General features: G+C 29.2%; 22 protein-coding genes. 17 read left to right on the top strand and 5 right to left on the bottom strand.

Annotated features, from left to right (window positions below):
* Positions 1 to 15 precede the first annotated feature (15 nt).
* On the bottom strand, positions 16 to 237 hold the full coding sequence (locus OIO11_RS05505) for a hypothetical protein (protein WP_268070428.1): 222 nt from the start codon (positions 235 to 237) through the stop codon (positions 16 to 18).
* Between the two features lie 320 nt (positions 238 to 557).
* Between OIO11_RS05505 and OIO11_RS05500 the strand changes: the two genes are divergently transcribed.
* Genes OIO11_RS05500 through OIO11_RS05485 form a run of 4 tightly spaced genes read left to right on the top strand, consistent with a single transcriptional unit; the run spans position 558 to position 3,265 of the window.
* Positions 558 to 1,400: a fumarate hydratase gene (locus OIO11_RS05500; RefSeq protein WP_268070427.1), complete on the top strand. Its 843-nt coding sequence runs from the start codon at positions 558 to 560 to the stop codon at positions 1,398 to 1,400.
* A 35-nt stretch (positions 1,401 to 1,435) separates the two neighbouring features.
* Positions 1,436 to 1,993, top strand: coding sequence for a Fe-S-containing hydro-lyase (locus OIO11_RS05495; protein WP_268070425.1), 558 nt, complete (start codon positions 1,436 to 1,438; stop codon positions 1,991 to 1,993).
* A 41-nt stretch (positions 1,994 to 2,034) separates the two neighbouring features.
* Complete coding sequence (gene citX / locus OIO11_RS05490; protein WP_268070423.1) at positions 2,035 to 2,556, top strand: citrate lyase holo-[acyl-carrier protein] synthase; 522 nt, start codon at positions 2,035 to 2,037, stop codon at positions 2,554 to 2,556.
* A complete protein-coding gene (locus OIO11_RS05485) occupies positions 2,540 to 3,265 on the top strand; it encodes a tetratricopeptide repeat protein (RefSeq protein ID WP_268070421.1) in 726 nt (241 codons plus the stop codon). Before citX ends, OIO11_RS05485 begins: the two co-directional genes overlap by 17 nt.
* Positions 3,266 to 3,376: 111 nt before the next feature.
* Here the strand turns inward: OIO11_RS05485 and OIO11_RS05480 are convergent, their stop codons facing one another.
* Both OIO11_RS05480 and OIO11_RS05475 read right to left on the bottom strand, forming a co-directional pair.
* The gene (locus OIO11_RS05480) at positions 3,377 to 4,984 is read right to left on the bottom strand and encodes a Na/Pi cotransporter family protein (protein WP_268070420.1); all 1,608 of its coding nucleotides are present in this window, start codon (positions 4,982 to 4,984) and stop codon (positions 3,377 to 3,379) included.
* Positions 4,985 to 5,103: 119 nt separating this feature from the next.
* Positions 5,104 to 7,110 carry a sigma 54-interacting transcriptional regulator gene (locus OIO11_RS05475; protein WP_268070419.1) on the bottom strand — a complete coding sequence of 669 codons (2,007 nt, stop codon included), beginning with the start codon at positions 7,108 to 7,110 and terminating at the stop codon, positions 5,104 to 5,106.
* Positions 7,111 to 7,495: 385 nt separating this feature from the next.
* Here OIO11_RS05475 and ptsP point away from each other — a divergent pair, with 385 nt between their 5' ends.
* The 7 genes from ptsP to OIO11_RS05440 all read left to right on the top strand — a co-directional run bounded on the left by ptsP (position 7,496) and on the right by OIO11_RS05440 (position 14,728).
* Entirely contained in the window at positions 7,496 to 9,112 is a 1,617-nt protein-coding gene (gene ptsP, locus OIO11_RS05470) for a phosphoenolpyruvate--protein phosphotransferase (protein WP_268070418.1), read from the top strand.
* A gap of 230 nt (positions 9,113 to 9,342) precedes the next feature.
* Positions 9,343 to 9,918 (top strand): RNA polymerase sigma factor, encoded by a 576-nt coding sequence (locus OIO11_RS05465; protein WP_268070417.1) that lies wholly within the window; start codon positions 9,343 to 9,345, stop codon positions 9,916 to 9,918.
* A complete protein-coding gene (locus OIO11_RS05460) occupies positions 9,908 to 11,170 on the top strand; it encodes a DUF4652 domain-containing protein (protein ID WP_268070416.1) in 1,263 nt (420 codons plus the stop codon). Before OIO11_RS05465 ends, OIO11_RS05460 begins: the two co-directional genes overlap by 11 nt.
* 20 nt (positions 11,171 to 11,190) lie before the next feature.
* Complete coding sequence (locus OIO11_RS05455; protein ID WP_268070415.1) at positions 11,191 to 11,946, top strand: DUF4652 domain-containing protein; 756 nt, start codon at positions 11,191 to 11,193, stop codon at positions 11,944 to 11,946.
* 26 nt (positions 11,947 to 11,972) lie between these two features.
* Complete coding sequence (locus tag OIO11_RS05450) at positions 11,973 to 13,280, top strand: tetratricopeptide repeat protein (protein ID WP_268070413.1); 1,308 nt, start codon at positions 11,973 to 11,975, stop codon at positions 13,278 to 13,280.
* A 215-nt stretch (positions 13,281 to 13,495) separates the two neighbouring features.
* On the top strand, positions 13,496 to 13,813 hold the full coding sequence (gene trxA / locus OIO11_RS05445) for a thioredoxin (protein WP_268070412.1): 318 nt from the start codon (positions 13,496 to 13,498) through the stop codon (positions 13,811 to 13,813).
* 63 nt (positions 13,814 to 13,876) lie between these two features.
* Complete coding sequence (locus OIO11_RS05440) at positions 13,877 to 14,728, top strand: NAD(P)/FAD-dependent oxidoreductase (RefSeq protein WP_268070410.1); 852 nt, start codon at positions 13,877 to 13,879, stop codon at positions 14,726 to 14,728.
* A 117-nt stretch (positions 14,729 to 14,845) separates the two neighbouring features.
* Here OIO11_RS05440 and OIO11_RS05435 read toward each other — a convergent pair whose 3' ends face one another.
* Both OIO11_RS05435 and OIO11_RS05430 read right to left on the bottom strand, forming a co-directional pair.
* Positions 14,846 to 15,376 (bottom strand): cell wall hydrolase, encoded by a 531-nt coding sequence (locus OIO11_RS05435; RefSeq protein ID WP_268070408.1) that lies wholly within the window; start codon positions 15,374 to 15,376, stop codon positions 14,846 to 14,848.
* Positions 15,377 to 15,476: 100 nt separating this feature from the next.
* On the bottom strand, positions 15,477 to 16,523 hold the full coding sequence (locus OIO11_RS05430) for a hypothetical protein (protein ID WP_268070406.1): 1,047 nt from the start codon (positions 16,521 to 16,523) through the stop codon (positions 15,477 to 15,479).
* Between the two features lie 195 nt (positions 16,524 to 16,718).
* Between OIO11_RS05430 and cdaA the strand changes: the two genes are divergently transcribed.
* The 6 genes from cdaA to glmM all read left to right on the top strand — a co-directional run bounded on the left by cdaA (position 16,719) and on the right by glmM (position 23,858).
* Positions 16,719 to 17,564, top strand: a complete 846-nt coding sequence (cdaA, locus tag OIO11_RS05425) for a diadenylate cyclase CdaA (RefSeq protein ID WP_268070404.1) — start codon at positions 16,719 to 16,721, stop codon at positions 17,562 to 17,564.
* Positions 17,537 to 18,829: a CdaR family protein gene (locus OIO11_RS05420; protein ID WP_268070402.1), complete on the top strand. Its 1,293-nt coding sequence runs from the start codon at positions 17,537 to 17,539 to the stop codon at positions 18,827 to 18,829. The genes cdaA and OIO11_RS05420 overlap by 28 nt, the downstream gene beginning before the upstream one ends.
* 29 nt (positions 18,830 to 18,858) lie before the next feature.
* Positions 18,859 to 20,457, top strand: coding sequence for an NAD(P)/FAD-dependent oxidoreductase (locus OIO11_RS05415; RefSeq protein WP_268070400.1), 1,599 nt, complete (start codon positions 18,859 to 18,861; stop codon positions 20,455 to 20,457).
* Between the two features lie 238 nt (positions 20,458 to 20,695).
* Entirely contained in the window at positions 20,696 to 21,307 is a 612-nt protein-coding gene (locus OIO11_RS17150) for a CPCC family cysteine-rich protein (protein WP_326497925.1), read from the top strand.
* Between the two features lie 251 nt (positions 21,308 to 21,558).
* Positions 21,559 to 22,377, top strand: coding sequence for a MerR family transcriptional regulator (locus tag OIO11_RS05405; protein ID WP_268070398.1), 819 nt, complete (start codon positions 21,559 to 21,561; stop codon positions 22,375 to 22,377).
* Positions 22,378 to 22,508: 131 nt separating this feature from the next.
* Entirely contained in the window at positions 22,509 to 23,858 is a 1,350-nt protein-coding gene (glmM, locus tag OIO11_RS05400; RefSeq protein WP_268070396.1) for a phosphoglucosamine mutase, read from the top strand.
* Positions 23,859 to 23,953: the final 95 nt, after the last annotated feature.

Genomic DNA, 23,953 nt, shown 5'->3' with positions numbered 1-23,953 from the left:
GTCGGTTAATTATATTTAATCTTCCTTCATGCAATATGGACATTTTTTATGAACTGGATGATCTAGCATTAATGAAGCTTCATTTAGAGAACTATACATTTCGATATCTTCTTCATCAATTTCGTTAATTTTACATTCAGATTTTTCATTTTTCAAATCATGTATCACGTTTGTTGAAAGATCATAAGCAAATCTTTTATAAAAAAATGGATACTCTTTTCTAATCATATTTATCACCTCAGTATTTATTATGTAGACTATTAATACAATTGTATCATATAACATATTTTAATGCATTACATAATAAAAGAACTTATATATATAAGTTGTAATAAATGATATTCATTATATTAAAACTTCATCGAAGTTTTTTCATAAATTGATCATTGAACAATGAGTATTGATAATTGTAATATATTATAAAGTTATCTTTTATGTCTTTTTGAATTTATATAAATATATATATTAATTTTATGGTAAAATATAAATTAGTATTGGGATATATGAAAATGAAGGGAGTTAGTTGATTTTCAATTTATAGAAATCGGCGAAAATATATGAGAGAAATACAGGTGCTAAAAATAGTTGAAACAGTTAAGGAAATGTGTATTGAGGCAAATTATTATTTAAGTGATGATATAAAGTCTGCATTAGAAAACTCTTATGAAACGGAAGAATGGCAAATAGGACAAAATATATTAGAAAAGATTTTGGAAAATGTAAATATATCAGAAACGGAACAAATGCCTATATGTCAAGATACTGGTATGGCTTGTATATTTGTAGAAATTGGACAGGATGTACATATTAATGGAGGCAGCTTGGAAGATGCTATAAATGAAGGTGTAAGAAAAGGATATCAAGAAGGGTATTTAAGAAAATCGGTGGTGAAAGATCCTTTGGATAGAGTAAATACTAATGACAATACTCCAGCTGTTATATATTATGATATAGTTAAGGGAGATAAGCTTAAAATCACTGTAGCCCCTAAAGGATTTGGGTCAGAAAATATGAGTAAAATAGAAATGTTAAAGCCTGCTGATGGAGTTGAAGGTGTTAAGAATTTTATTATAGATACTGTTAAGAAAGCAGGACCTAATCCATGTCCACCTATAGTTGTAGGAGTAGGAATAGGAGGTACCTTTGATAAAGCTGCTTATTTAGCAAAAAAGGCATTAATAAGGCATTTAAATATTAGAAATTCAAATGAATTTTATTCAAATTTGGAAAAAGAACTTCTTGAGAGTATAAATGAACTTGGTATAGGTCCTCAAGGGTTTGGAGGAAAAACTACAGCTTTGGGTGTAAATATTGAAACATATCCTACTCATATTGCAGGACTTCCTGTAGCGGTTAATATCAATTGTCACGTTACAAGACATGTTACAAGAGAAATATAGAAAAAGAAAAAAGGTACGAAAGGTGGTTTTAACCTATGGATAAAAGAATTACTACGCCGTTAACTGAAGATATGGTTAAAGACTTAAAAGTTGGAGATACTGTTTTAATTTCGGGAACAATTTATACGGCTAGAGATGCTGCTCATAAAAGATTGATTGAACTTTTAGATAAAGGTGAAGAACTTCCAATGGATATAGAGAATAAAATTATATATTATGTTGGACCTACACCTGCTAAGCCTGGAATGGCTATTGGATCAGCTGGACCAACTACTAGCTATAGAATGGATCCATATGCACCTAGATTACTGGATAAAGGTCTTAGGGGAATGATAGGCAAAGGTCTTAGATCAGATAAGGTTATAGACTCTATTATAAAGAATAAAGCAGTATATTTTGGAGCTATAGGTGGGGCTGCTGCACTTATTGGTAAATCAATAGTTAATTCAGAAATTATAGCATATGAAGATTTAGGATCAGAGGCAATAAGAAAATTAGAAGTAATTGATTTCCCTGCTGTGGTTGTAATAGATAGTAATGGTAATAACTTGTATGAAATGGGACAAAAACAATATTTAAAATCATTAAAATAAGGGGGAACTGAGAAGAGAAAAATAGGCTTCTCTACTTAGGTATGGAATATAGACAGGAAGACATATTAACAGATAAAGAAAAGAGAATACGATTACAAGATATAATAATAGATAAATATAAAATGACTTTAATAGTTATTATAGTTAATTATCCTACACGAAATAAAAATAATGAGATAACAAATAATATAATACAAAATATAGATGAAATACTATCAGATATATTTTGTTGTTTTATTGATTTTAAGGTTTTAAGAATTACTGCAGAAGGTCCCATTTTAACTATTGCATTGAATAAAAAGGCCGTAGATGTGAAAAAGACTACTATAGAAATAGAAGATAAACATATTTTAGGAAAATGTATCCATATAGATGTATACGATAAAAATAAAAATAAAATAACTAGAAAAGATTTGGGATATCCAGAAAAAAAATGCATTTTGTGTGATAATCCATGGATAAAGTGTGTTAAAGAAAATATCCACAGCAAGGAAGAAATAGTGCAGTATATAGGTGAATGCTATAGAGAGTATATGGAGAGTTTTTATGGAAAAAAAATATAGTAGCATTTCATTAAAATCAAAACTAATTATTTTTGTGGTTGTAGCAATAGTTTCAATAGGGATTGTAATTATGGATGGAAGAAATAATAGAAAAAATAATCTTATAATAGAGAATAAAACAAATAGTAAAATAACAAGTACAGAACTAAATTTTATTCAAAATAAAGAAATTTTAAATACAACAGATACTTCTAAGAGTGATGAAACTAATAGAAAAATAAATAATAAGCTTGAGGAAAAATATAAAAAAGGATATGATGCTTTTCACAGCAAAAAATACGAGGAAGCCATAAAGATAGAAAATGAAGTAATTGCAGAAGATAAAAACTTTTATAAAGCTTACAGCATAAAAGGGATAGCTTTATGCTTTGATGGGAATTATGAAGAAGGAATGAAAGCTATAGATAAAGCTTTAGAAATAAATTCAGGGTACGGTTACGGCAGATTCAATAAGGCTCTTGCTTATGAACTATATAGATATTACGATGAAGCACTAATATGGTATGACAAGGCTTTAGAGGTGGAAAATTATATATGGAGTTATTATGGAAAAGCTAGCATCTACGGAAGACGTGGAGATATTGAAAATACAGTTAAATATTTAAAAATAGCTATAGATATGGATGCTTCTGTTAAGAATTTGGCTAAAGAAGAAAGAGATTTTAATAATGTGAGAGAAAGTAAAGAGTTTAAAGAATCAATTCAATGAAATAATAGAGGCGAAGTTATTAAAAAAGGAAGTAAGTTAGGCTTGTACAACCTTAACTCGACTTCCTTTTTATTCATATAAATTCTTATTGAATTTTTTTATTTTTGCTAATTATCTTCTGTCTAAGATCATTAGTGCGATATTATTTGAATGGTCACCTATTCTTTCAAGGTTAGTTACTAAATCTATGAAAATAGCACTACCAGCGGTATTACATTCTCTTTGATTAAGTCTAGAGAAATGCTCTTTTCTAAATTGTTTTTCCATAGCGTCAATTTTTCCTTCGGTTTCAATAGCTTTTTCTGCCATTTTAAAATCGAAATCCTCTAAAGATTTTATGACACAGTTTACTGCATGACTAGCAGCTTTATATATATCGTCTGTATCTCCTATGGCTTTTTTAGAAAAAACAACAGAGTCATTAATTTTTAATTCAGCAAGTTCTACAATATTTTTTGCATGGTCACCAATTCTTTCAATATCACTCACTACATGGAACAATGAGGATACAAGTGATGACTGTTGTTCAGATAAATCAGTATTTGCAAGTAGAACCATATAATCAGTTATTTCTCTTTGTAAGAAATTAATTAGTTTTTCTTGTCCATATACAGAGCTTATTAATTCGTTATCATTATTAAAAAATGCTTCCATAGAATTAGTTAAGTTTTCAGAAGAAAGTTTCCCCATTCTTACGATCTCTTTAACTAATTGACCAGATGCTATTGATGGAGTTTCAAGTATTCGTTTATCAAGATATTCTAAAGAATAATCACTTGTCATCTTATCATCACCTGGTACCAATTTATTTACAAATTTAACCAAAAAGGAGATGAAAGGTACTTGTATAACCACATTGGATATATTGAATATTGTATGTGCATTTGCAATTTGTCTTTGAACATCTCCGCCAAGCATAGGTACAAGTTTTAAAACAATACCAAGACCTAACATAAATATCATTGTACCTATAGCATTAAATGTTAGATGTATAAGTGATGCACGTTTTGCATTTTTCGTAGTTCCAATACTAGCTAGTAGAGCAGTGACACATGTACCCATGTTATCACCAAAAAGTATTGGAAGTGCAACATTTAATGTGATTGCATTTGTACCTGCAAGTGCCATAAGAATACCAATTGTAGCACTACTACTTTGAACTGTAGCCGTCATACATAATCCAACAAGAACACCTAGTAAAGGATGTTTTCCAAGAGTAATTATAAGATTTTTAAAGTTTTCCATTTCTCTTAATGGATGCATGGAATCTTTCATTATTTCCATACCTACAAACAAAATACCAAAACCAAGAATTATTTCACCTATGTCTTTAGTTTTTTTCTTTTTGGCAAATAAAACTATAGCTGCACCTATTCCAAGAATTAGAGGAGCTATATCAGATAGCTTGAAGGCTATAAGCTGTGCTGTTATTGTTGTACCTATATTGGCACCCATTATAACACCAGCAGCTTGGAATAAATTCATAAGACCAGCATTAACAAAACCAACAGTCATTACTGTTGTAGCACTACTACTTTGAATTATTGCAGTAACACCAGCACCAACAAGTACAGCTAAAATTCTATTACTTGTTAGTATTTCTAGAATTCTCTTAAGTTTTTCACCGGCAGCTTTTTGAAGACCGTCTCCCATAAGCTTCATACCGTAAACAAATAATCCTAGTCCACCTAATAATTGAAAAATCATTACATAGTTCATATCAACTCTCCTATTAAAAATGTTAATAATATATTAAGTACTTTATGAATTCTATCATAGAAATGTTAAATCTATATTAAATTGCAAAAATAAATTAATAGAAAAAATAAATACTTATGTTATTTGCAAACCTCTATTCCATATTTTTTACATTTTAATGATACTGTTCTGTGAGTTAATCCTAAAGCTTTACCTGCTTTATTAAAGCTTTTATATTTTTTCATAGCTAAAGAAATAATTTCTTTTTCGTATTCCTCCATAGGAAGTATTTGTCCATCTCTTAAATTTATTAGATTAATATTTTTAGGAGAACTATTAGAGATATAGAAAGGTAAATCTTTCAGTGTAATAATTTCATCATCACACATATTTATAGCCCTTTCTATAATGTTTTCGAGTTCACGAATATTACCAGGCCAGTCATAATTCTGTATATAAGCTAATACATTAAAATCTATTCCAGCGATTTTTTTATTCATTTTAGTACTTATTTTTTCAATAAAGTGTTCTACTAAGGAGTTAAGATCCTCTCGTCTATTCTTAAGGGGAGGAAGATGTATGCTTATTACATTTAATCTATAATATAAGTCTTCTCTGAAGTCTTCACTTTTCATCATTTCTTCCAGATTTTTGTTTGTAGCTGCAATTATCCTAACATCTACTTTTTTAGTGTTCAAGCCACCTATACTTTCAAATTCTTTTTCTTGAATAACACGAAGAAGTTTTACTTGCATAGCAGGGGACATATCTCCGATTTCATCAAGAAATATTGTTCCTTCATTAGCAATAGTGAACTTACCAGGTTTACTTTTAACTGCACCAGTAAAAGCTCCCTTTTCGTATCCGAATAATTCACTTTCTAAAAGATTCTCTGGAATAGCTGCACAATTTACTCTCACAAAAGGTTTATTTTTTCTAGGGCTATTATTGTGTATAGCTTGAGCAATAAGTTCTTTTCCTGTTCCGCTTTCTCCACGTATTAGTACAGTTGAAGAAGATCTTGAGGCTTTATCAGCAATTATTAAACATTCTCTTAAGCTGCTGCTGCTTCCTATAATATTACTAAAGGAGCTGTTTAACTGAGAGTGTCTTTGTAATTCTTCTTTATAGTAATTTAATTCCTCTTCAAAGTTTTCCAGCTTTTTCATAAGATCTTTAATCTCATTTACTGGTTTAGAGATGGAAATGACACCTTTAAAGGAATTATCAATAAATAAAGGTTGAACTGTAGAAATTATATTTAAATCTTCCTTTTGATGAACTATGTTTTCAAGTTTGGTTTTAGAATTAAAAACTTTTATTCTAAGACCATTTGGAGAAATCTCTATTAAGTCTTTACCAAGAATATCGTTTATTTTCATTTTGAAGTAATTTTCATAAGATGGATTCACATAACTTATCTGTCTTTTTTCATCTACAAAGCAAATAAGTTCATGAGATGTTTCTAATATCTTTTTGAATTTTTCATTTAATTCTTTTATACCAACTAATTCTGAAATATCTTGAAAGATTCCAACAGCACCTATTACTTTACTATCAGATATTATTGGAGAACGATTAACGATAGTTATATGATTATTTATATGTTGAATTTTCCCATACTGATTTTCCTTGTGTGCTAGTACATATGGCAAATCAGAAGTAGGAATAATGTCTTTTACAAATCTGCCAATTACATTTTTTGCTTGTTTATCTATAAGCTTAAGCGCATAACTATTAATAGTAGTAATGTTAGAGTTATTATCAATTACAATTATGCCTACAGGAATGCTTTCTAGAATTTGCTTATTGGCTATAGTGTTTTCCTCCAAGATAGCATCAAGTTTTGACATTGAGAAGGTACTTGTACTTAACTCTTCTGATATAAAATGACATAATTCCAATACAGCAGTTTTACCATTTATACTATCAGATAAACAGGAAACTTCTATTTCTTCATTTTCGGAAATTTTTAGAGATATTAGTGCCAACATACTTACAGCTATTGATTCTGCGTTGTTAAGTTTTCTTATATATAAGTCTACATTATATTTTGATTTTATCACAGATACTTTGTGAACTATTGTAGCGGCTACACGAGTGTGAACTCCATCTTTAATTTTTACTATAATATTTTTTTTGAACATAAAATAATACTCCTTCTGTTTATAAGTAGAAATACGATTAATTGATAAAAAGTATCAAGAATCCATAGAGGATTGATAAAAAATACCATATATATAATATACCATATAAATTCATTAGTCTAGTGGAATTATATAGAGTCTGTCAGGAAATAATAAGTATGCTTTAAATTTAAAGTTGATAAAAAATATCAAGAAATTTTTTGTTGACTTTTACATAAGGGATACAAACAGCTAATTTTCGACAAATAGAAGAATATATAAAAATGGCATGATTATTGCTATAAATTAATAAGGACATATGTTAATAAAAATTCATAAAAATAACTTGCAATTTAATTTAAATAATAATTTGTTGATTTTGAAATTGATTTTAGGAGGAAATATAATGAAAAAAGGTATTGCTGCATCAAAAGGCTATGCAATCGGACAGGTTATAATAAAAGAGGAAAGTGAAGTTACTGTAGTTGAAACAAAAATAACAGATTTACAAGCTGAAAAAGGAAGACTTAAAAAAGCAATAGAAGATTCTAGAGAACAATTATCTAAAATTAAGGAAAAAGCTGAAATAGAATTAGGACCAGAAAAGGCAGCTGTATTTGAAAGCCATATGATGCTTTTAGATGACCCGGAATTTACAGGAGCAGTTGAAATGAATATAGAATCAAGCATGGTAAATGCTGAAAAAGCATTAAATGATGTTATTGAAATGTACATGGGTATCTTTGGAGCAATAGAAGATGAATACATGAAGGAAAGAGCTGCAGATGTTAAAGACGTTGGAAACAGAATACTTGCAAATCTTGCAGGAAAAGCAGGTTCTGGACTTGAAAATTTAGATAAAAATACTATAGTTGTTGCACATGATTTAACACCATCAGATACTGCACAGCTTGACAAGAACAAAGTTGTTGGTTTCTTAACAAACATAGGTGGAAGAACTTCACACAGTGCTATCATGGCAAGAACTTTAGAAATTCCAGCTGTTGTTGGGTTAATGGACATAACTGAAGCTGTTAAAGATGGAGATACTGTTATCTTAGATGGAGAACAAGGATTAGCAATCATAAATCCAGATGAAGCTACAATAGCTCAATACGAAGAAAAAAAAGCAGCTTATGAAAAAGAAAAAGAAGAATTAAAGAAGCTTATAGAAGTTGAGACAGTAACTAAATTAGGAAAACGTGTTGAAGTCTGTGGGAACATAGGAAAAGCAAAAGATATAGACCAAGTACTTGAAAATGGGGGAGATGGTGTAGGACTGTTCAGAACTGAGTTCTTATATATGGATAGAAATGATATGCCAACAGAAGAAGAACAATTTGAAGCATATAAATATGTTGCAGAAAAATCAGCAGGTAAGCCAATAGTTATAAGAACTCTTGATATTGGAGGAGATAAGAAGCTTCCATATCTTCCATTACCTGAAGAAATGAATCCATTCTTAGGATATAGAGCAATAAGATTATGCTTAGATAGAAAAGAAATATTCAAAATTCAATTAAGAGCATTATTAAGAGCTTCAGCTTATGGAAACATAAAGATAATGTTCCCTATGATTGCTTCACTTGAAGAATTTTTAGCTGCAAAAGAAGTTCTAAGTGAATGCATGGAAGAATTAAAAGCAGAAGGAAAAGAATTTAATGCAGATTTAGAAGTTGGAATGATGGTTGAAATACCAGCAGCAGCAGTTTGTGCTGATGAACTAGCAAAACATGTTGATTTCTTCAGTATAGGAACTAATGACTTAATTCAATATACTCTTGCTGCTGACAGAATGAATGAAAAAGTTTCTTACCTTTATAATCCACAACATCCTGCTGTTTTAAGACTTATAAAGATGACAATAGATGCTGCACATAAAGAAGGAAAATGGTGTGGAATGTGTGGAGAAGCAGCTGGAGATGAATCAATGATACCAATACTTGTTGAATATGGTTTGGATGAATTCTCAATGAGTGCTACTTCAATATTAAGAGCTAAGCAAATAATAATGAACAACTAATCATAAGAATAGAGAAATAAGTGAATACAAGTTTATAAAATATAAAAAGCTTTATATCTTTCAAAGGTATAAGGCTTTTTGTTTTAAAATATTAATAATTTAAACAAATAAAAAATGTGGAAAAATGAAGAAAAAACAATGGTAAAATTAACATTGTTTTTTATTTTTTGTGACTTTTGCGATATAATTATCGTATAAATTATTAGGCAGGTGTTAGGGGGGAAGGTCACTTGTTCAACAACGAAGAAGATGTAAAATTAGTTGGGGAAGTTTTGGAAGGGCGTATAGAAAGCTTTGAAGAGATTGTAAATCGATATGAAATGACTATTTTAAAATTTATTTATAGCATGATTAAAGATAAGGAAGCGTCAGAGGATATAACTCAGGAGGTATTTATAACAGTATATAATAAACTGGATACTTTTGATAACAGGTATAAATTTTCAAATTGGATTTTAAGAATAGCTAAAAATAAATGTATTGATTATGTTAGAAAATATAAAAAGGTACATGAAGAAAATATAGATGATGTAAAAGCAATGACAATAGCTTCAAAAGAGATTTCCCCAGAACAAACTCTTGAATATAAAGAAACAAAACGAGTGATACAAGAATACATAAACGGGCTTGAATATATAGACAAGCAAATAATTATGCTGAGATATCTTAAAGAGGTAACTTTTAATGATATATCTAAAATATTAGATATAAGTGAGTCAGCGGTTAAACGAAGATATTATAAAATAAGAGAGAAATTTAAGAAAAATATAATCTATGAAGAAAAGAGGTGTGAATATGAAGTGTGAAACATTTACAGATAATTTGGAAAAATATATATTAGATGATTTATGTGATGATTTAAAAATAAAGATGGAAGAACATATGAAATTTTGCAGCCACTGCAGAGAATTATATGAAGAAGAAATGTTATTTGAACAAGCCATAGAAGAGAGCTTAAATTTTGAGGATGTTGATTTTAAAAGCCAAAAGCAAAAAATAATGTCAAAAATTGATAAAGATAAATATAAAAAAGATATAATTATTAAAACCAAGGTAAATCCTATAAAATACATAAAGTGGTGTGCACCAATAGCTGCTGCAGCAGCATTTATATTAATGGTTAATCCTATAGCAAAATTTAAAATAGAGTCCAGCCCACAAAAAGAGATAGCAAGTGTAACAGAAAATATAGATAGTAAAAACTCAACGTTGAATAGTAACAATATTCCTGGAAATGTTACAGATGCTATACCAGATAAAGAAGGCAAAGATAATAAAGAAGGAAAAGAAACAAAAGAAGAGACTTATAAAAAAACTGAAATTAAGCAAGATGATAAAAAACAAATTACATCCATACCTAATAATGATTCAGGAAAAAGTACAGTTAATAATGATAATTCAAATGAAAGTGCTAATAATTCAGAAAAACTTATACCTGATATAGTTTCACAGGATGGAGAAAATAAAAAAGACATTGCAATGAATATAGAGGATAAAAATGATTTAAAAGATGAAAGTCTTAATATTGGTGTGGAATTAGAAAAAATATCAATAGAAGATAATAATAGAAAAGTTAGTGCTATGATGATTGAAGATAATATATGGTGTAATTCTCCTAATGAAAAATTAAGCTATAGTACAGCAGATAAAGGAAAGTCTGATATAATAGAAGAAAATAGGGATAAGATATTTATAAAGGACTTGAAAAATAATAAAAAGTGGTTATTTCGATTATCAGATAATAAAAACAAGGTTTTTATTAAATATGCTAAATGGATTGATGATGAAAGTCTATTTGTAGTATCTAAAATGATGAAAAAGAATGTAGTTCAGCATGAGGAACTTTATATGGTAAATACCATCACAGGAAAGGGCCTAATGGTCTACAAAACAGGGAATAGCAAAAGAAGTATTGTAGATGTTGAAAAAAATGATGAAAATCATATACAGGTTAAGCTTAATACAAAAAATAACGATAATTCCAGTGAAACTTATTTAGAAAAACACACTATATATAATGTACAAAATGATATAATAGATAATGATAAGAAAAAATAATGGGACTAAGGAGGACATTTATGAAAAATGAGGTTACTAAGTACAAAGAAATTGCTTGTTTAATGTTAAGTGTAGTATTTATATCAAGTATTATTGCCTTTACAGGTTGTTCAAAAAATAAAAATCAGATAGAGAATACTAAATTAAGTACGGACAAAAACCAGATTGCTGATTCAAACGATACAGATAAGAAAACACAAGATGAAAATGTGAAACCTAATGAAGAAAACACTAAAAATGAACCTGTGGGTGATGATAAAAAAGACGCTGGAGAAGATATGTCAAGAACTGAGGAAAATAAGGTTAAATTTGTAAAACATCAACTGGCAAAAAGTGTTGAGCCTGAATTTGGAACACCATGGAAGAATTCTATTAATAAAAAATTAAGTGTATGTATAGAAGGTAAAGGCCCTGATGCAGAAGAAGAGGGAATAGGAAAAATATATGTACGCGACTTATCAACAGGAGTAAAATGGTCTCTTGAAATTATTGAAGGGGAAAATCAGAATTCGCCAAAATCTATAGAATGGATAGATGATGAAAATATTATATCAATAGTGGGATTGGGTTATGGAACAGTTGCAATGGGTGGAAATGTATATAAAATAAATGTAAAAACAGCGGAAACTACTTTATTATATGATACAAAAAGTCAAAAGAAGCAAGTTATATCAGTAAAAAAAGTTGGAAATAAATTAGAACTTCAAATTTTAGTATATGACGATGAAGAGTTTATTAAAAACCATACTGAAAAGAAGGTTATTGAGTTAAAATAATTTAGGAAGGAAAATGAGCAGCACTGATGGAGAAGTCAAATAAATTATATCTAAAGGCTTTAAACAAGTATCAGAGTGGGTATATTGATCAGGCGATAGAGATATGTGAAGAGAGTATATCTATAAACATGAATAATACAGCTTCTATTAGTTTAAAAGGACTGCTGTACTATTTAAAAGGAGACATAGATAGTGCAAAAGCTCTTTGGAAATTGAATTATGAAGTTAATGAGGATGAAGTGTCTAGAAAGTATTTACAAGGATTAAATGAGGATGAGAGAAAATTAGCTTTATATACAAAGGCAGTAGGGTTAATTAAGAAATTGAATATAAAAGAAGCTTTAGGGCTGCTTATGGAATGCAAAGAAAGTGATTATAATTGCATAAATGTAAATAATGCTATAGCAGCTTGCTATGTAAAGCATGGTCAGTATGAAAAAGCTGTTCCTTATGTAAATGAAGTTTTGAAAATTGATATGAAAAACGATGTAGCCTTAATGAACAGAAAAGAACTGATTAAGTACGGTGTTAGAAGGAAAAGCTTTGTAAATAAACCTTTTAAAAAAAATGGAAAAATAATTGCAGCAGTAGCTTTAATTATGTTTTGTATTTTGATAGGTAAATATGGTATGACTGTTATGAAAAAAGTTAGCTTTAATAATGAAAAAATAAAAGCTTCTGTAAAAAATCAGAAATATGTTGATAAAAAAGAGATTGTAGATAAAAAGACAGATGTAAGCAAAAACATACAGCTTACCACTAAAGAAGCAGACAATAATAAAATTAATACTAAAACTGAAAAAAAACAAGAAGAAGTATTTCCACATGAAGATATAAAAAAAAGCTTAGGAAGTAAAGAGTATTATAAGCTTCATGGATATGTTTCCAAGTGGAAAAAAACAGAGTTAAAGATTAATGACAAAATTTTATTATCACAGTGTGAAGAAGTTCTAAAAAAAGAAGGAGTAAAATATTTTTATACAAAGGGTAGTGAATTTTTAGTATCTTCTAAAGAATATAAGAATACCATAGATAATTTATCAAAAGCTTATTTATATGGAAAAGATAATTATTTATATCAGGATATTGTGTATATGCTAGGTGTTGCTTATGAAAAAGGTGAAGATAATGAAAAAGCTCTAAAGTATTATTCAGAATATGATATTAAGTTTCCAAAAGGAAGCTATGAGGCGGAAGTATTATATAGACTTACTCTTATATATAAAGATGTAAATTTAAATAAATCAAAAGAATATGCAATAAAGCTTGTTAATAATTATTCAGCTTCTCAATATAATAATTCTATTATTAAGAACATAATTAACAAGCAGTAGAGATAAAATACGGTATACAAAATAATTTTTAATTTTGTATACCGTATTTTAAAAATTAGACTTTTGGAGACAATAAGTTATACGAAAAGATAATTGATAATTGCAAATAATTATTAATTAATATAAATTTACACTTGACTTATAAAGGGATTAGAGGTATATTAATAATATAAAGCATACCCCAACGGGGTATATAAATAGGACGGAGGGATATTATGGTAAGAGAAATAAGTGGATCAAATTTTATTCAAGAAGTAATAAATTCAGAACAAGCAGCTGTTGTAGACTTTTGGGCACCATGGTGCGGACCATGCAGAATGCTAGGACCTGTTATGGATGAATTAGCAGAAGAGATGAATGGTAAAGCTAAATTCTTTAAAATTAATGTTGATGAAAATTCTGCAATAGCACAAAAATATAGAATTTCCAGCATACCTTGCGTTATGGTATTTAAAGATGGAGAAGTTGTAGATACTGTGGTAGGATTTAGACCAAAACAAGATATACAAAGCATAATTGCCAAACATCTTTAGGATACATGTCCCGCAATACTTTAACTGTATTGTGGGATTTTATAATATAAAGGAGGTAAAAAGATGAGTGAAAGATATGATATAGCTATTGTTGGTTCTGGTCCAGCAGGACTTGAGGCTGCAATAAATGCTAAAATTAGAAATAAGAATATTATTGTTTTTGGAAATAAAGATTTAAGTGCAAAACTTATAAAAGCACCTAAGATAAATAATTTCTTAGGATTTTACAATGTAACCGGGGTAGAATTAGGAAAATATTTTCAAGAACATATAGAAAAAATGGGAATTGAAATAACTGAAGAAAGAATAGATTCTATCTATGCTATGGGTGACTATTTTGCTTTAATGGTTAATGAAAAAATGTATGAAGCTAAGGCAATTATTTTAGCTACTGGAATGCAGTATGATAAACCAATAAAAGGTGAAGAAGAATTTTTAGGTAGAGGAGTAGGATATTGTGCTACTTGTGATGCTCCTTTGTATAAAGGTAAGACTGTAACTATAATAGGGTATAATAAGGAAGCAGAAGAGGAAGCAAACTATGTAAGTGAGCTTGCTAAAGATTTGTATTATGTTCCTATGTATAGAGGAGATTATGGACTGAATGATAATATAAAGGTAGTAAATGATAATCCACTAGAAATTTTAGGTGGTGACAGAGTTGAAAAAATAGTTATGAAAAAGGATACTATTGATACAGATGGAGTATTTATGTTGAAAGATAGTATTTCTCCTAGTCAATTAGTTCCAGGATTGGAAATGGAAAATGAACACATAAAAGTAGATAGGAAAATGCAAACAAATATTAAAAATTGCTATGCTGCTGGAGATTGTACTGGAAAACCATATCAGTACATGAAGGCAGCAGGAGAAGGTCAAATTGCTGCATTGGCAGCGATAGAAAATATTTCTTAAATGGAAGTACGAGAAAAGCAGTTCATAATCTTATGATGATGAACTGCTTTGTATATTTTATGGCATATTATAATTAATATGCATGTGTAAGCTTTTGAAAAGAATTTATTAAATAAATTATCTTACGACGAAAAACACATGATTTCCAATCTTTTTTGTATTTGATTTATTTATATTTTTCATCCATTTGGATGTGGCAATCTTTGGGTTATAAAAGTAAATGGCATTATTTGTAGGATCTTTACCATGTAAAGCATCCTTTACAGCACGATAACAATTTTCATTAGGTTGTGCATGTATTTTACCATTCTTGACACAGGAGAAAGCGGCTTTTTGTTTTACGACTCCCTCAATGTTATTAGGAAATCTGTAATCTTGAAGTCTGTTCAATATGACAGACGCTACTGCTACTTTTCCTTCATATGGTTCTGCATTACTTTCGGCATATACTATCTGTGCCATTAAATGTATATCTGAATCAGTTATATAAATATTTCTTCCTTTGTTGTTAAAAACAGTTACTACCTGTGCTTCCTCCTTGTATAAATTTTTCGTTTCAGAATCACACAGAATTTTGGCGTTGGCATAATTAAATAGTGAGATTACCACAGCAAGCAGTGTCATTATGCTAACAAATACTTTTTTCATTTTTAATATCCTCTCCTTATAAAATTTATGGAGCTGAATAAGTAGGCTATAAATATTGTTCCCGTAAAAAAAAAAATAATTCAAAAATATAAAATTTGTATTAGCAAATAAAAAAGTGACTAATTTTAGTCACTTTTTTATTTACTAATAGATTATCTTTAAATGTATTGTATTCTTTCAAAAAAATATCGTAATCACTATTTAGTATTTTGAATTTTTCATTGGAACTTTCATATAATTTGTTTATAGAATCATCTTTTGAATTAGAAATATAAGCTAATTTTTCAGTTCTCACAGCATATTTAAAATCTTGTATGTATCCATTATAATCATTCAAAACTTTTATAAAGGATTTATATAAAGCTGTACCATCATTAGGTATGGTTAAGTTTGATGCGTTACTCTTTAAACTGTTTAAAGTATCCTGATAGCTGTTGATATTATTTATCAATTTATCATATCCTTCTTTATTGCTTCTAGCTTCGACTATTTGTAGAGATAAGTTTTTATTTATAGGAGTAAAGGTATCTACAAGTTTATTTAGAGAGTTCAGGAAATCCTTGTTCTGACTATTTGCTATTTTATTATCAATATTTAACCTAATTTGCTTTTCTGTAAAATAAACAGTATTATTTATAAAATTGATACATTCTTTTGGTAAATCAATTTTTGTGTCATTCATAGAAATTAAAGTATAGTGATTCATACAATTATTTCTATAATTCTGCAATGAAGTTAAAGCTTTATCAAGAGTTACATTTTCAGTGTTTTTACAAATTATATATATTTGGTCGTACATAGAGATATTTTCTTTCAAGCCTATGAGTAAATTCTTGTGATCATTGCTGTATTTATTATTAACAGTTAATTTCCTTAATCTTTCTTCAGAGATTTTTAATGAAGATACATACGAAGGCAGTTCCTTTAGAATTTTTTCTGTATCTATGGTTTGACCTTTAGTAAATACAGAAGTTGTTTCATTTATTCTATTTATATTATTTATCTCTGTTTTTACTACTTTTTCATAAGAAGACATAGACTTACTTATAAAGAAGTAATAAGTTCCATAGAAAACACCTATGCCTATGATGAAAAAAGCTAAAGTAAGAAGTAAAGAATTTACTAATTTTTTATTTGATGCATTCAAATAATTCACTCCCTTACAGTAATTTATACTTTTATATTAACATAATGATAATATTATTCCAGCAAATTAATAAAATATTTCTTAGTTAGATTATAATAAATTAATAAATATTTATTAATTTAACCACTTTGTATTATTAATAAATAAACAATAGTGTATAATTATAATAGAAATTAGAAGCAAGAGGTGAACTAGGTGGATGTTGTAAACTTAATTATAAATACAGTAAAAAATATTAGCATAACGTCTATATTAGATATTATTGTTGTTTCATATATTTTTTACAAGATATATATGTTAATGAATGAAACAAGGGCGGAACAATTATTAAAAGGTATCCTTCTGATTATACTTCTTATTCCAATTAGTAGTATATTTCACTTAACAACTTTAAATTGGATACTTAATAAAACATTAACTATTGGAGTTCTTTCCTTTGTAATAATTTTTCAGCCAGAAATACGAAAAGCCCTTGAGCACATAGGAAGAAGTGCTTTTACAGACAAACATATTTTTGAAGATGAAGAAAAAACAAATGAAGTTATAACAGAAATAGTGAATGCAGTAGAAAATCTTTCAAAAATCAGAACGGGTGCTCTTATTGTAATAGAACAGACTACAGGTCTTGGAGATATAATTGCTACAGGAAATAAATTAGATGCGATTATTTCATCCGCGCTATTAGAAAATATTTTTGTTGTAAATACTCCACTTCATGATGGAGCTACAATAATAAGAAATGATAGGATTGTAGCGGCAGGGTGTTTTTTGCCTTTAACAAACAATAATACAATAAATAAGCAGTTAGGAACCAGACATAGAGCTTCTATAGGAATATCAGAAGTATCAGATGCGTTAACTATAATAGTATCAGAGGAGACAGGAATGATCTCTCTTGCTGTAAATGGAAATTTAACCAGACATTATACTAAGGAAAAATTAAAAGATATTTTAATTAGAATTATTGAATGTAGAAATAATAAAAAGATAACATACAAGGAGAAGGTGAAGTCATGGTTAGGGAGAGCAGACAAGAATTAATAATAAAAATATGTTGTGTTATAGCTGCTTTTGTTTTGTGGCTTTATACTTCTAATGATGAAACTGTAAATAAAACATATAAGCTAACTAATATTCCTATACAGGTTATTAATGAAGATGTATTAATTCAATCAGGTCTTATATTGCTGCCAAACCAGCAGTTTACAACTAATCTAAGAATAACAGGAACACCAGCAGAGATTTATTCAGTCAGACCAGAGGAATTTAAAATAGTTGCTGATATTGGTGCTTATGCCCTGAAAAAAGGCAGTAATAAGGTACCTATAAATATTGTAAAAAAACCTAATAGAAATATTAACATAATAAATGATGGAGCTATGTGGATTACAATAAATATTGATGATTATGTAGAAAAATCTTTTACAATAAAACCTAAAATTAATGGGGAATCCAAGAATGGATTTTATAAAGAAGCTCCAATTATAACTCCTTCTACTGTTGTTGTAAGGGGAGCAAAACAATATGTCAATAATGTTGAAGAAGTTTTTGCAGAAATAAAAATGGATAATGCTGATAAGAATGTAAGATTGTTAGCCAACCTAAAAGCTGTTGATAAAGCAGGGAGAGAAATACCAGAGGTTCAATTGTCATCTAAGTTTGTAGATGTTGTAGTTCCTATTCAAAAAACAAAACAAGTAGGAATAAATATAAAAACAAAAGGAGCACTAAATTCTAATTATATTTTGAAATCCATTAAGCCTAAAATAGATAAAGTTGTAATTACTGGAGAACCTAAGGCTTTGGTTGGCATAGATAAATTAGAAATTGAACCTATAGATTTGACTATTTTAACATCTGAGAAAACTGATTTAAAATTAAACTTGATTCTACCACAGGGAATAAAGTTAGTTCAGGATGAACAGCATATTGGTGCGGAAATTATTTTGGATAAGGTAGTACAAAAAAATATAAACCTCAGCATAAACATGAAAAATTTAGAAAAGGGAGCTAGTGCAAAATTAGAAAAAGAAAATGTATCTATAGTAATATCAGGGGGAAAGAGTATACTTGATTCTTTAACAAGCAGCAGTATAGAATGCTTTGTTAATTTACAGTCTTTAGATGAAGGTGAATATACTGTTCCTGTTAATATAGAATTACCCACAGGGGTAACTAAGATATCACAAAATATTGAATTTGTTAAAGTAAATATAACAAAGAATAAGGAAACATCAAAAGAAAATGAGCAAAATAATGATTCACAGGGGGATGGTATAACCAATAGTAAACCCGTTAATAATTAAAGATATTGTATATATTTTGGAGGAAAAACATGACGATTAGAATTAATAATATAGCATTAGATATAGAAGAAGATATGACATTATTAAAGAAAAAGGTAGCTAAAAGATTGAGGATTAAAGAAGAGAACATAAAGAAATTCAACATTCTTAGGGAATCTATTGATGCAAGGAAAAAAAACACTATAAAGTTTAATTATAGTGTAGAAGTAGAGTGTGACGGTGAATCAAGGGTGGTAGCTAGAGCTAATAATAAGGATATAAAGATTGAAGAAGTCAAATATGATTCAGAATTTAGTTTTGGAACTGAAAAGCTTAATCACAGACCAGTTGTAGTTGGAATGGGACCTGCGGGGATGTTTGCTGCTCTGTTAATGGCGGAAAAGGGATATAGACCTATTGTTATTGAAAGAGGAGAAAAAGTAGAAGACAGATCTGAAACAGTAAAGGAGTTTTGGAAGAATGGAAGATTAAATTTAGAATCCAATGTTCAATTTGGAGAAGGGGGAGCTGGCACTTTCTCAGATGGTAAGCTTACTACTAGAATTAAAGATTCCAGATGTGATTATGTAGTTGAAGAATTTATAAAAGCTGGAGCCCCAGAGGAAATAATGTATAAAGGTAAACCACACATAGGAACAGATATATTGAAGGTTGTAGTAAAAAATATTAGAGAAAAAATAATAAGCTTAGGTGGAGAAGTTAGGTTCAATAGTAAGCTTGAGGATATGAAAATAAAAGATAACAAGCTTTATGGAATTGTGGTGAATGGAGAAGAAATTCCTTGTGAAGCTTTAGTTTTAGCACTTGGACACAGTTCCAGGGATACTTATGAAATGCTGTATAAAAGAGGTATTTTTATGTCTCCTAAACCTTTTGCAATAGGAGTGAGAGTTGAACATTCTCAACAGCTTATAAACGAGAACCAATATGGAAAATTTGCAAATCACAAAAGACTTAAAGCAGCAGACTATAAACTTACATATACAAGTCCAAAAACTAATAGGGGAGTTTATAGCTTTTGTATGTGCCCTGGAGGAGATGTTGTTGCAGCAGCTTCAGAAGAAGGAAGACTTGTTACTAATGGTATGAGTTATTACAGCAGAGATAAAGAAAATGCTAATGCAGCTATAGTGGTAACTGTTGGAGAAAAGGATTTTACAGGAGATACTCCTCTTAAAGGAATGGAATTTCAAAGACATTATGAAAGACTTGCATATAAATTAGGTGGAGAAAATTATCATGCTCCAATTCAGTTATTAGGAGATTTTTTAGAAGATAAAGTTAGTCAGAAGCTTGGAAGCATAAAACCAAGCTATAAACCAGGATATGTGTTTGCAGATTTAAGAGAATGTCTTCCCAATGGTGTTGTGGATACTTTAAAGGACGGACTTATAGAGTTTGATAAGAAAATTAAAGGATTTGCACAAAAGGATGCTATTTTAACTGGAATAGAGACAAGAACATCAGCACCAGTTAAGATTGAAAGAAATGAAAAATTACAGAGTATCTCATTACAAGGATTGTATCCTTCAGGTGAGGGCGCTGGTTTTGCAGGCGGAATTATGTCAGCAGCTGTTGATGGACTAAAGAGCGCAGAGAGTATAATGAAAGAGTACGCACAAATATAAATAAGAATTAAAGAAATATTAGAGCATGTAGAAGGTATAATTCTACATGTTTTTATTTTATGATTAATAACTACTGAATTAATATATAGATTAACAATTGGAATAAATGACGAAGATTACAAGTATAAGGTATTTAATGTATAGTAGACTATATAATATACATGAATTTATTATGTCATGTAATAGTTTAAATTATGATATATTATAAGATATTTGAATAGGAAAGGATGTATAATCAATGCAAAAATATACTTGTCCCTGCTGCGGATATAAAACATTAGATGAAAAGCCACCAGGCACACACCAAATTTGTCCAATATGTTTTTGGGAAGATGATGGATATCAAATAGAATTTTTAGGAGAAACAGGTGCAAATAATGTTTCATTGAGAGCTGCACAAGAAAATTTCAAAAGATTTGGAGCATGTGAAGAAAGACTAGTAGATTGTGTTAGAAAACCAACAGAAGAAGATATTTTTGATGGACCTTTAGATATATCAGATGTAGTTGATATATCTTTGTTTGAATTAATAAAACTCTTTACTTCTTTAAAATTACCATTATATAAATTAATAGATTTATACTGTAAAAATATTATGATACCTAATTCAAAACTTATGTTTAATTCAAAGGAATTAAATGAATATCTTTCAGAAGAAGATATATCAGAATATTATATGTTATCTAGTTATCATGTGATTAAAGAGCTTTTTAATTATCAAGAAAATACAAGTGATGAAATGAAAAGAATTATTAATTTAAGTGAAGAAAAAGTAAAAGAAAAATTAGAAACTATTAGAAAAAGATTTTGTGCGGCTGTAAAGAGTAAGAATGAAAAAGTAAATGCTTAATATCATGAGGTGAACATATAAAATAATTCAATTATGGCAGAATGTATAAACAGAACAATAAAAATTATGAAAAAGCATCTTGAAGCAGTTAAATAGCTGTCTGAAGATGTTTTTTTATTATCTTATGATTTAAAAGAAGTACTGTTTTAACATATTTTTCACAATAAATGTTGACCTTGACATTATGGGAAGGCTTATAATGAAATTAAGCTAGCTTATAAGAAAATATGTATCGGTACATGGAGGAGAGTATGTATACAATTGGTGAATTTTCAAGGATAGGAAAAGTATCTACAAAAATGTTAAGGCACTATGACAAGATAGAATTACTTAAACCGGATTATACGAACCCTAATAATGGATATAGATATTATTCAAAGGATCAAATAAAAGATGTTTTATTTGTAAATAAATTAAAAAAATATGGATTTTCGCTAGAAGAAATCAGTAAAGTATTGAAAAAAAGAGACTCAGAATATTTACAATTAGTGATTGAGCAAAAATTATTGGATTTAACAGAAGAAATAAGAAGAAGTCAGTTTATCTTAAAAGAGATGGAAGAAAATATTGAACAATTAAAAAAAGGAGCGGATATTATGATTTCAAAAAGAAAATTTGATATAGCTATAGATAACTTAAAACCTATGACAGTTTTAAGTCTTAGGCAGACAATTTCAATGGAGGATATATCAAAGCTTATAGGTAAGATATTTGAAAATATTTATAAGAATCAACTGACACCAGCAGGAGAAATTATGACTATATATTATGATAAGGATTTTGATCCGGAAAATGCAGATGTAGAGGTGTGTATTCCTGTAAATAAGCACTTGAAAACAGCGGAAATAAGTACAAAAACGGTTGATGGTGGTTTGGTTGCTCATACAACATTTATAGGTCCATATAGTGAAATAGGAGAGGCATATGCTGCACTAATGGAGTGGGTTGAGAAAAATGATTATGAAGTTATAAGACCACCTTTTGATAAATATATAAAAGGTCCAGGTGCAGGATGCAGTCCAAAAGAATTCATTACAGAAGTGTATTTTCCTGTTGAAAAAATAATATAATAAAAAGCTTAGTTGTTTGACAAATGCCAATATTTACTCATATTGTGATAATAGAAGATATGTAATATAATTAAAAATATATGTAATATAATTAAAAATATATGTAAAAAACAATAAAGAGAGGTAACAATATGGGTAGATTGTTTGGAACAGATGGAGTAAGAGGAATTGCTAACGATGAACTAACAGCTGATCTTGCATATAAACTAGGAAGAGCAGGAGCTTTTGTACTAACGGAAGGAACTCATAAACCTAAAATATTAGTTGGAATGGATACAAGAATATCAGGAGATATGCTTGAAGCTGCTCTTGTTGCAGGTATTCTATCAGTTGGCGCAGAAGCAATTTGTGTAGGGGTTATACCAACACCAGCTGTAGCTTATCTTACAAGAAAATACAATGCAGATGCAGGTGTTGTAATATCAGCTTCTCATAATCCAGTAGAATATAATGGAATAAAGTTTTTCAATGGACAAGGGTATAAGCTTAAAGATGAGCTAGAGGATAAAATCCAAAATGTAATAGAAAATAATTTAGATGGAATTCCATCTCCTACAGGTGCGGCACTTGGAAGAAAAATTATAGAAGAAAGTGCAACAGAAGATTATGTTGAGTTTGCAAAATCTACTATAGATTCAGACTTAAAAGGGCTTAAAGTAGCTCTGGATTGTGCAAATGGTGCAGCATATGAAGTAGCTGTTGATACTTTCAGACAATTAGGAGCAGAAGTAGTTGTAATAAATAATGACCCAGATGGAGTAAACATAAATAAAAATTGTGGGTCAACTCATCCAGAAGAATTAATGGACTATGTTGTTAGAAAAGAATGTGACTTAGGGCTTGCTTTTGACGGGGATGCAGATAGATGTCTTGCTGTAGATGATAAAGGAAACCTTATAGATGGAGACTTTATAATTGCTATTTGTGCAAAGCATCTAAAAGAGCAGGGAAAACTTAAGGATAACATGGCAGTTGTTACTGTAATGAGCAATTTAGGACTTGATATTGCTTTCAAGAAGGAAGGAATATCTACAATAAAAACTAAGGTTGGAGATAGATATGTTCTTGAGGAAATGATAAAAGATGGATATGTATTAGGTGGAGAACAATCAGGACATATAATTTTCTTGGATTATAATACAACTGGCGATGGACTTGTAACAGGTCTGCAACTTGCTGCAATTAAAAAGAAAAGTGGAAAGAAGGTGTCAGAACTTGCTTCTATGATGACAAAGCTTCCACAAGTTTTAGCAAATGCAAAAGTGCCTAACAATATGAAGGATATTCATGAAAAGGATAGCCAAATCGTGGCAGAAATAAAGAAGATAGAAGAAAAATTAGATGGATGTGGAAGAGTACTTATAAGACCATCAGGAACAGAACCGTTAGTTAGAGTTATGCTTGAAGGTGAGAATCAAGAAGAATTAGATCAAATGGCACATTCTCTTGCTGAATTGATTGAGAAAAAAGCAAATCAATAAAGTAATCACTAAATAATTAGGTGCAGTAAATGAAGTTTTTTAATTCATTTACTGCACTTTAACTTTATAAGTACTTTGTTTATAAGGAATATATT

It is taken from the genome of Clostridium sp. ZS2-4, from assembly GCF_026719745.1.
In the GTDB taxonomy this organism is placed as follows: Bacteria; Bacillota; Clostridia; order Clostridiales; family Clostridiaceae; genus Clostridium_H.
Note: the sequence above shows the minus strand (reverse complement) of the source record. Positions and strands in the feature narration are given on the sequence as shown.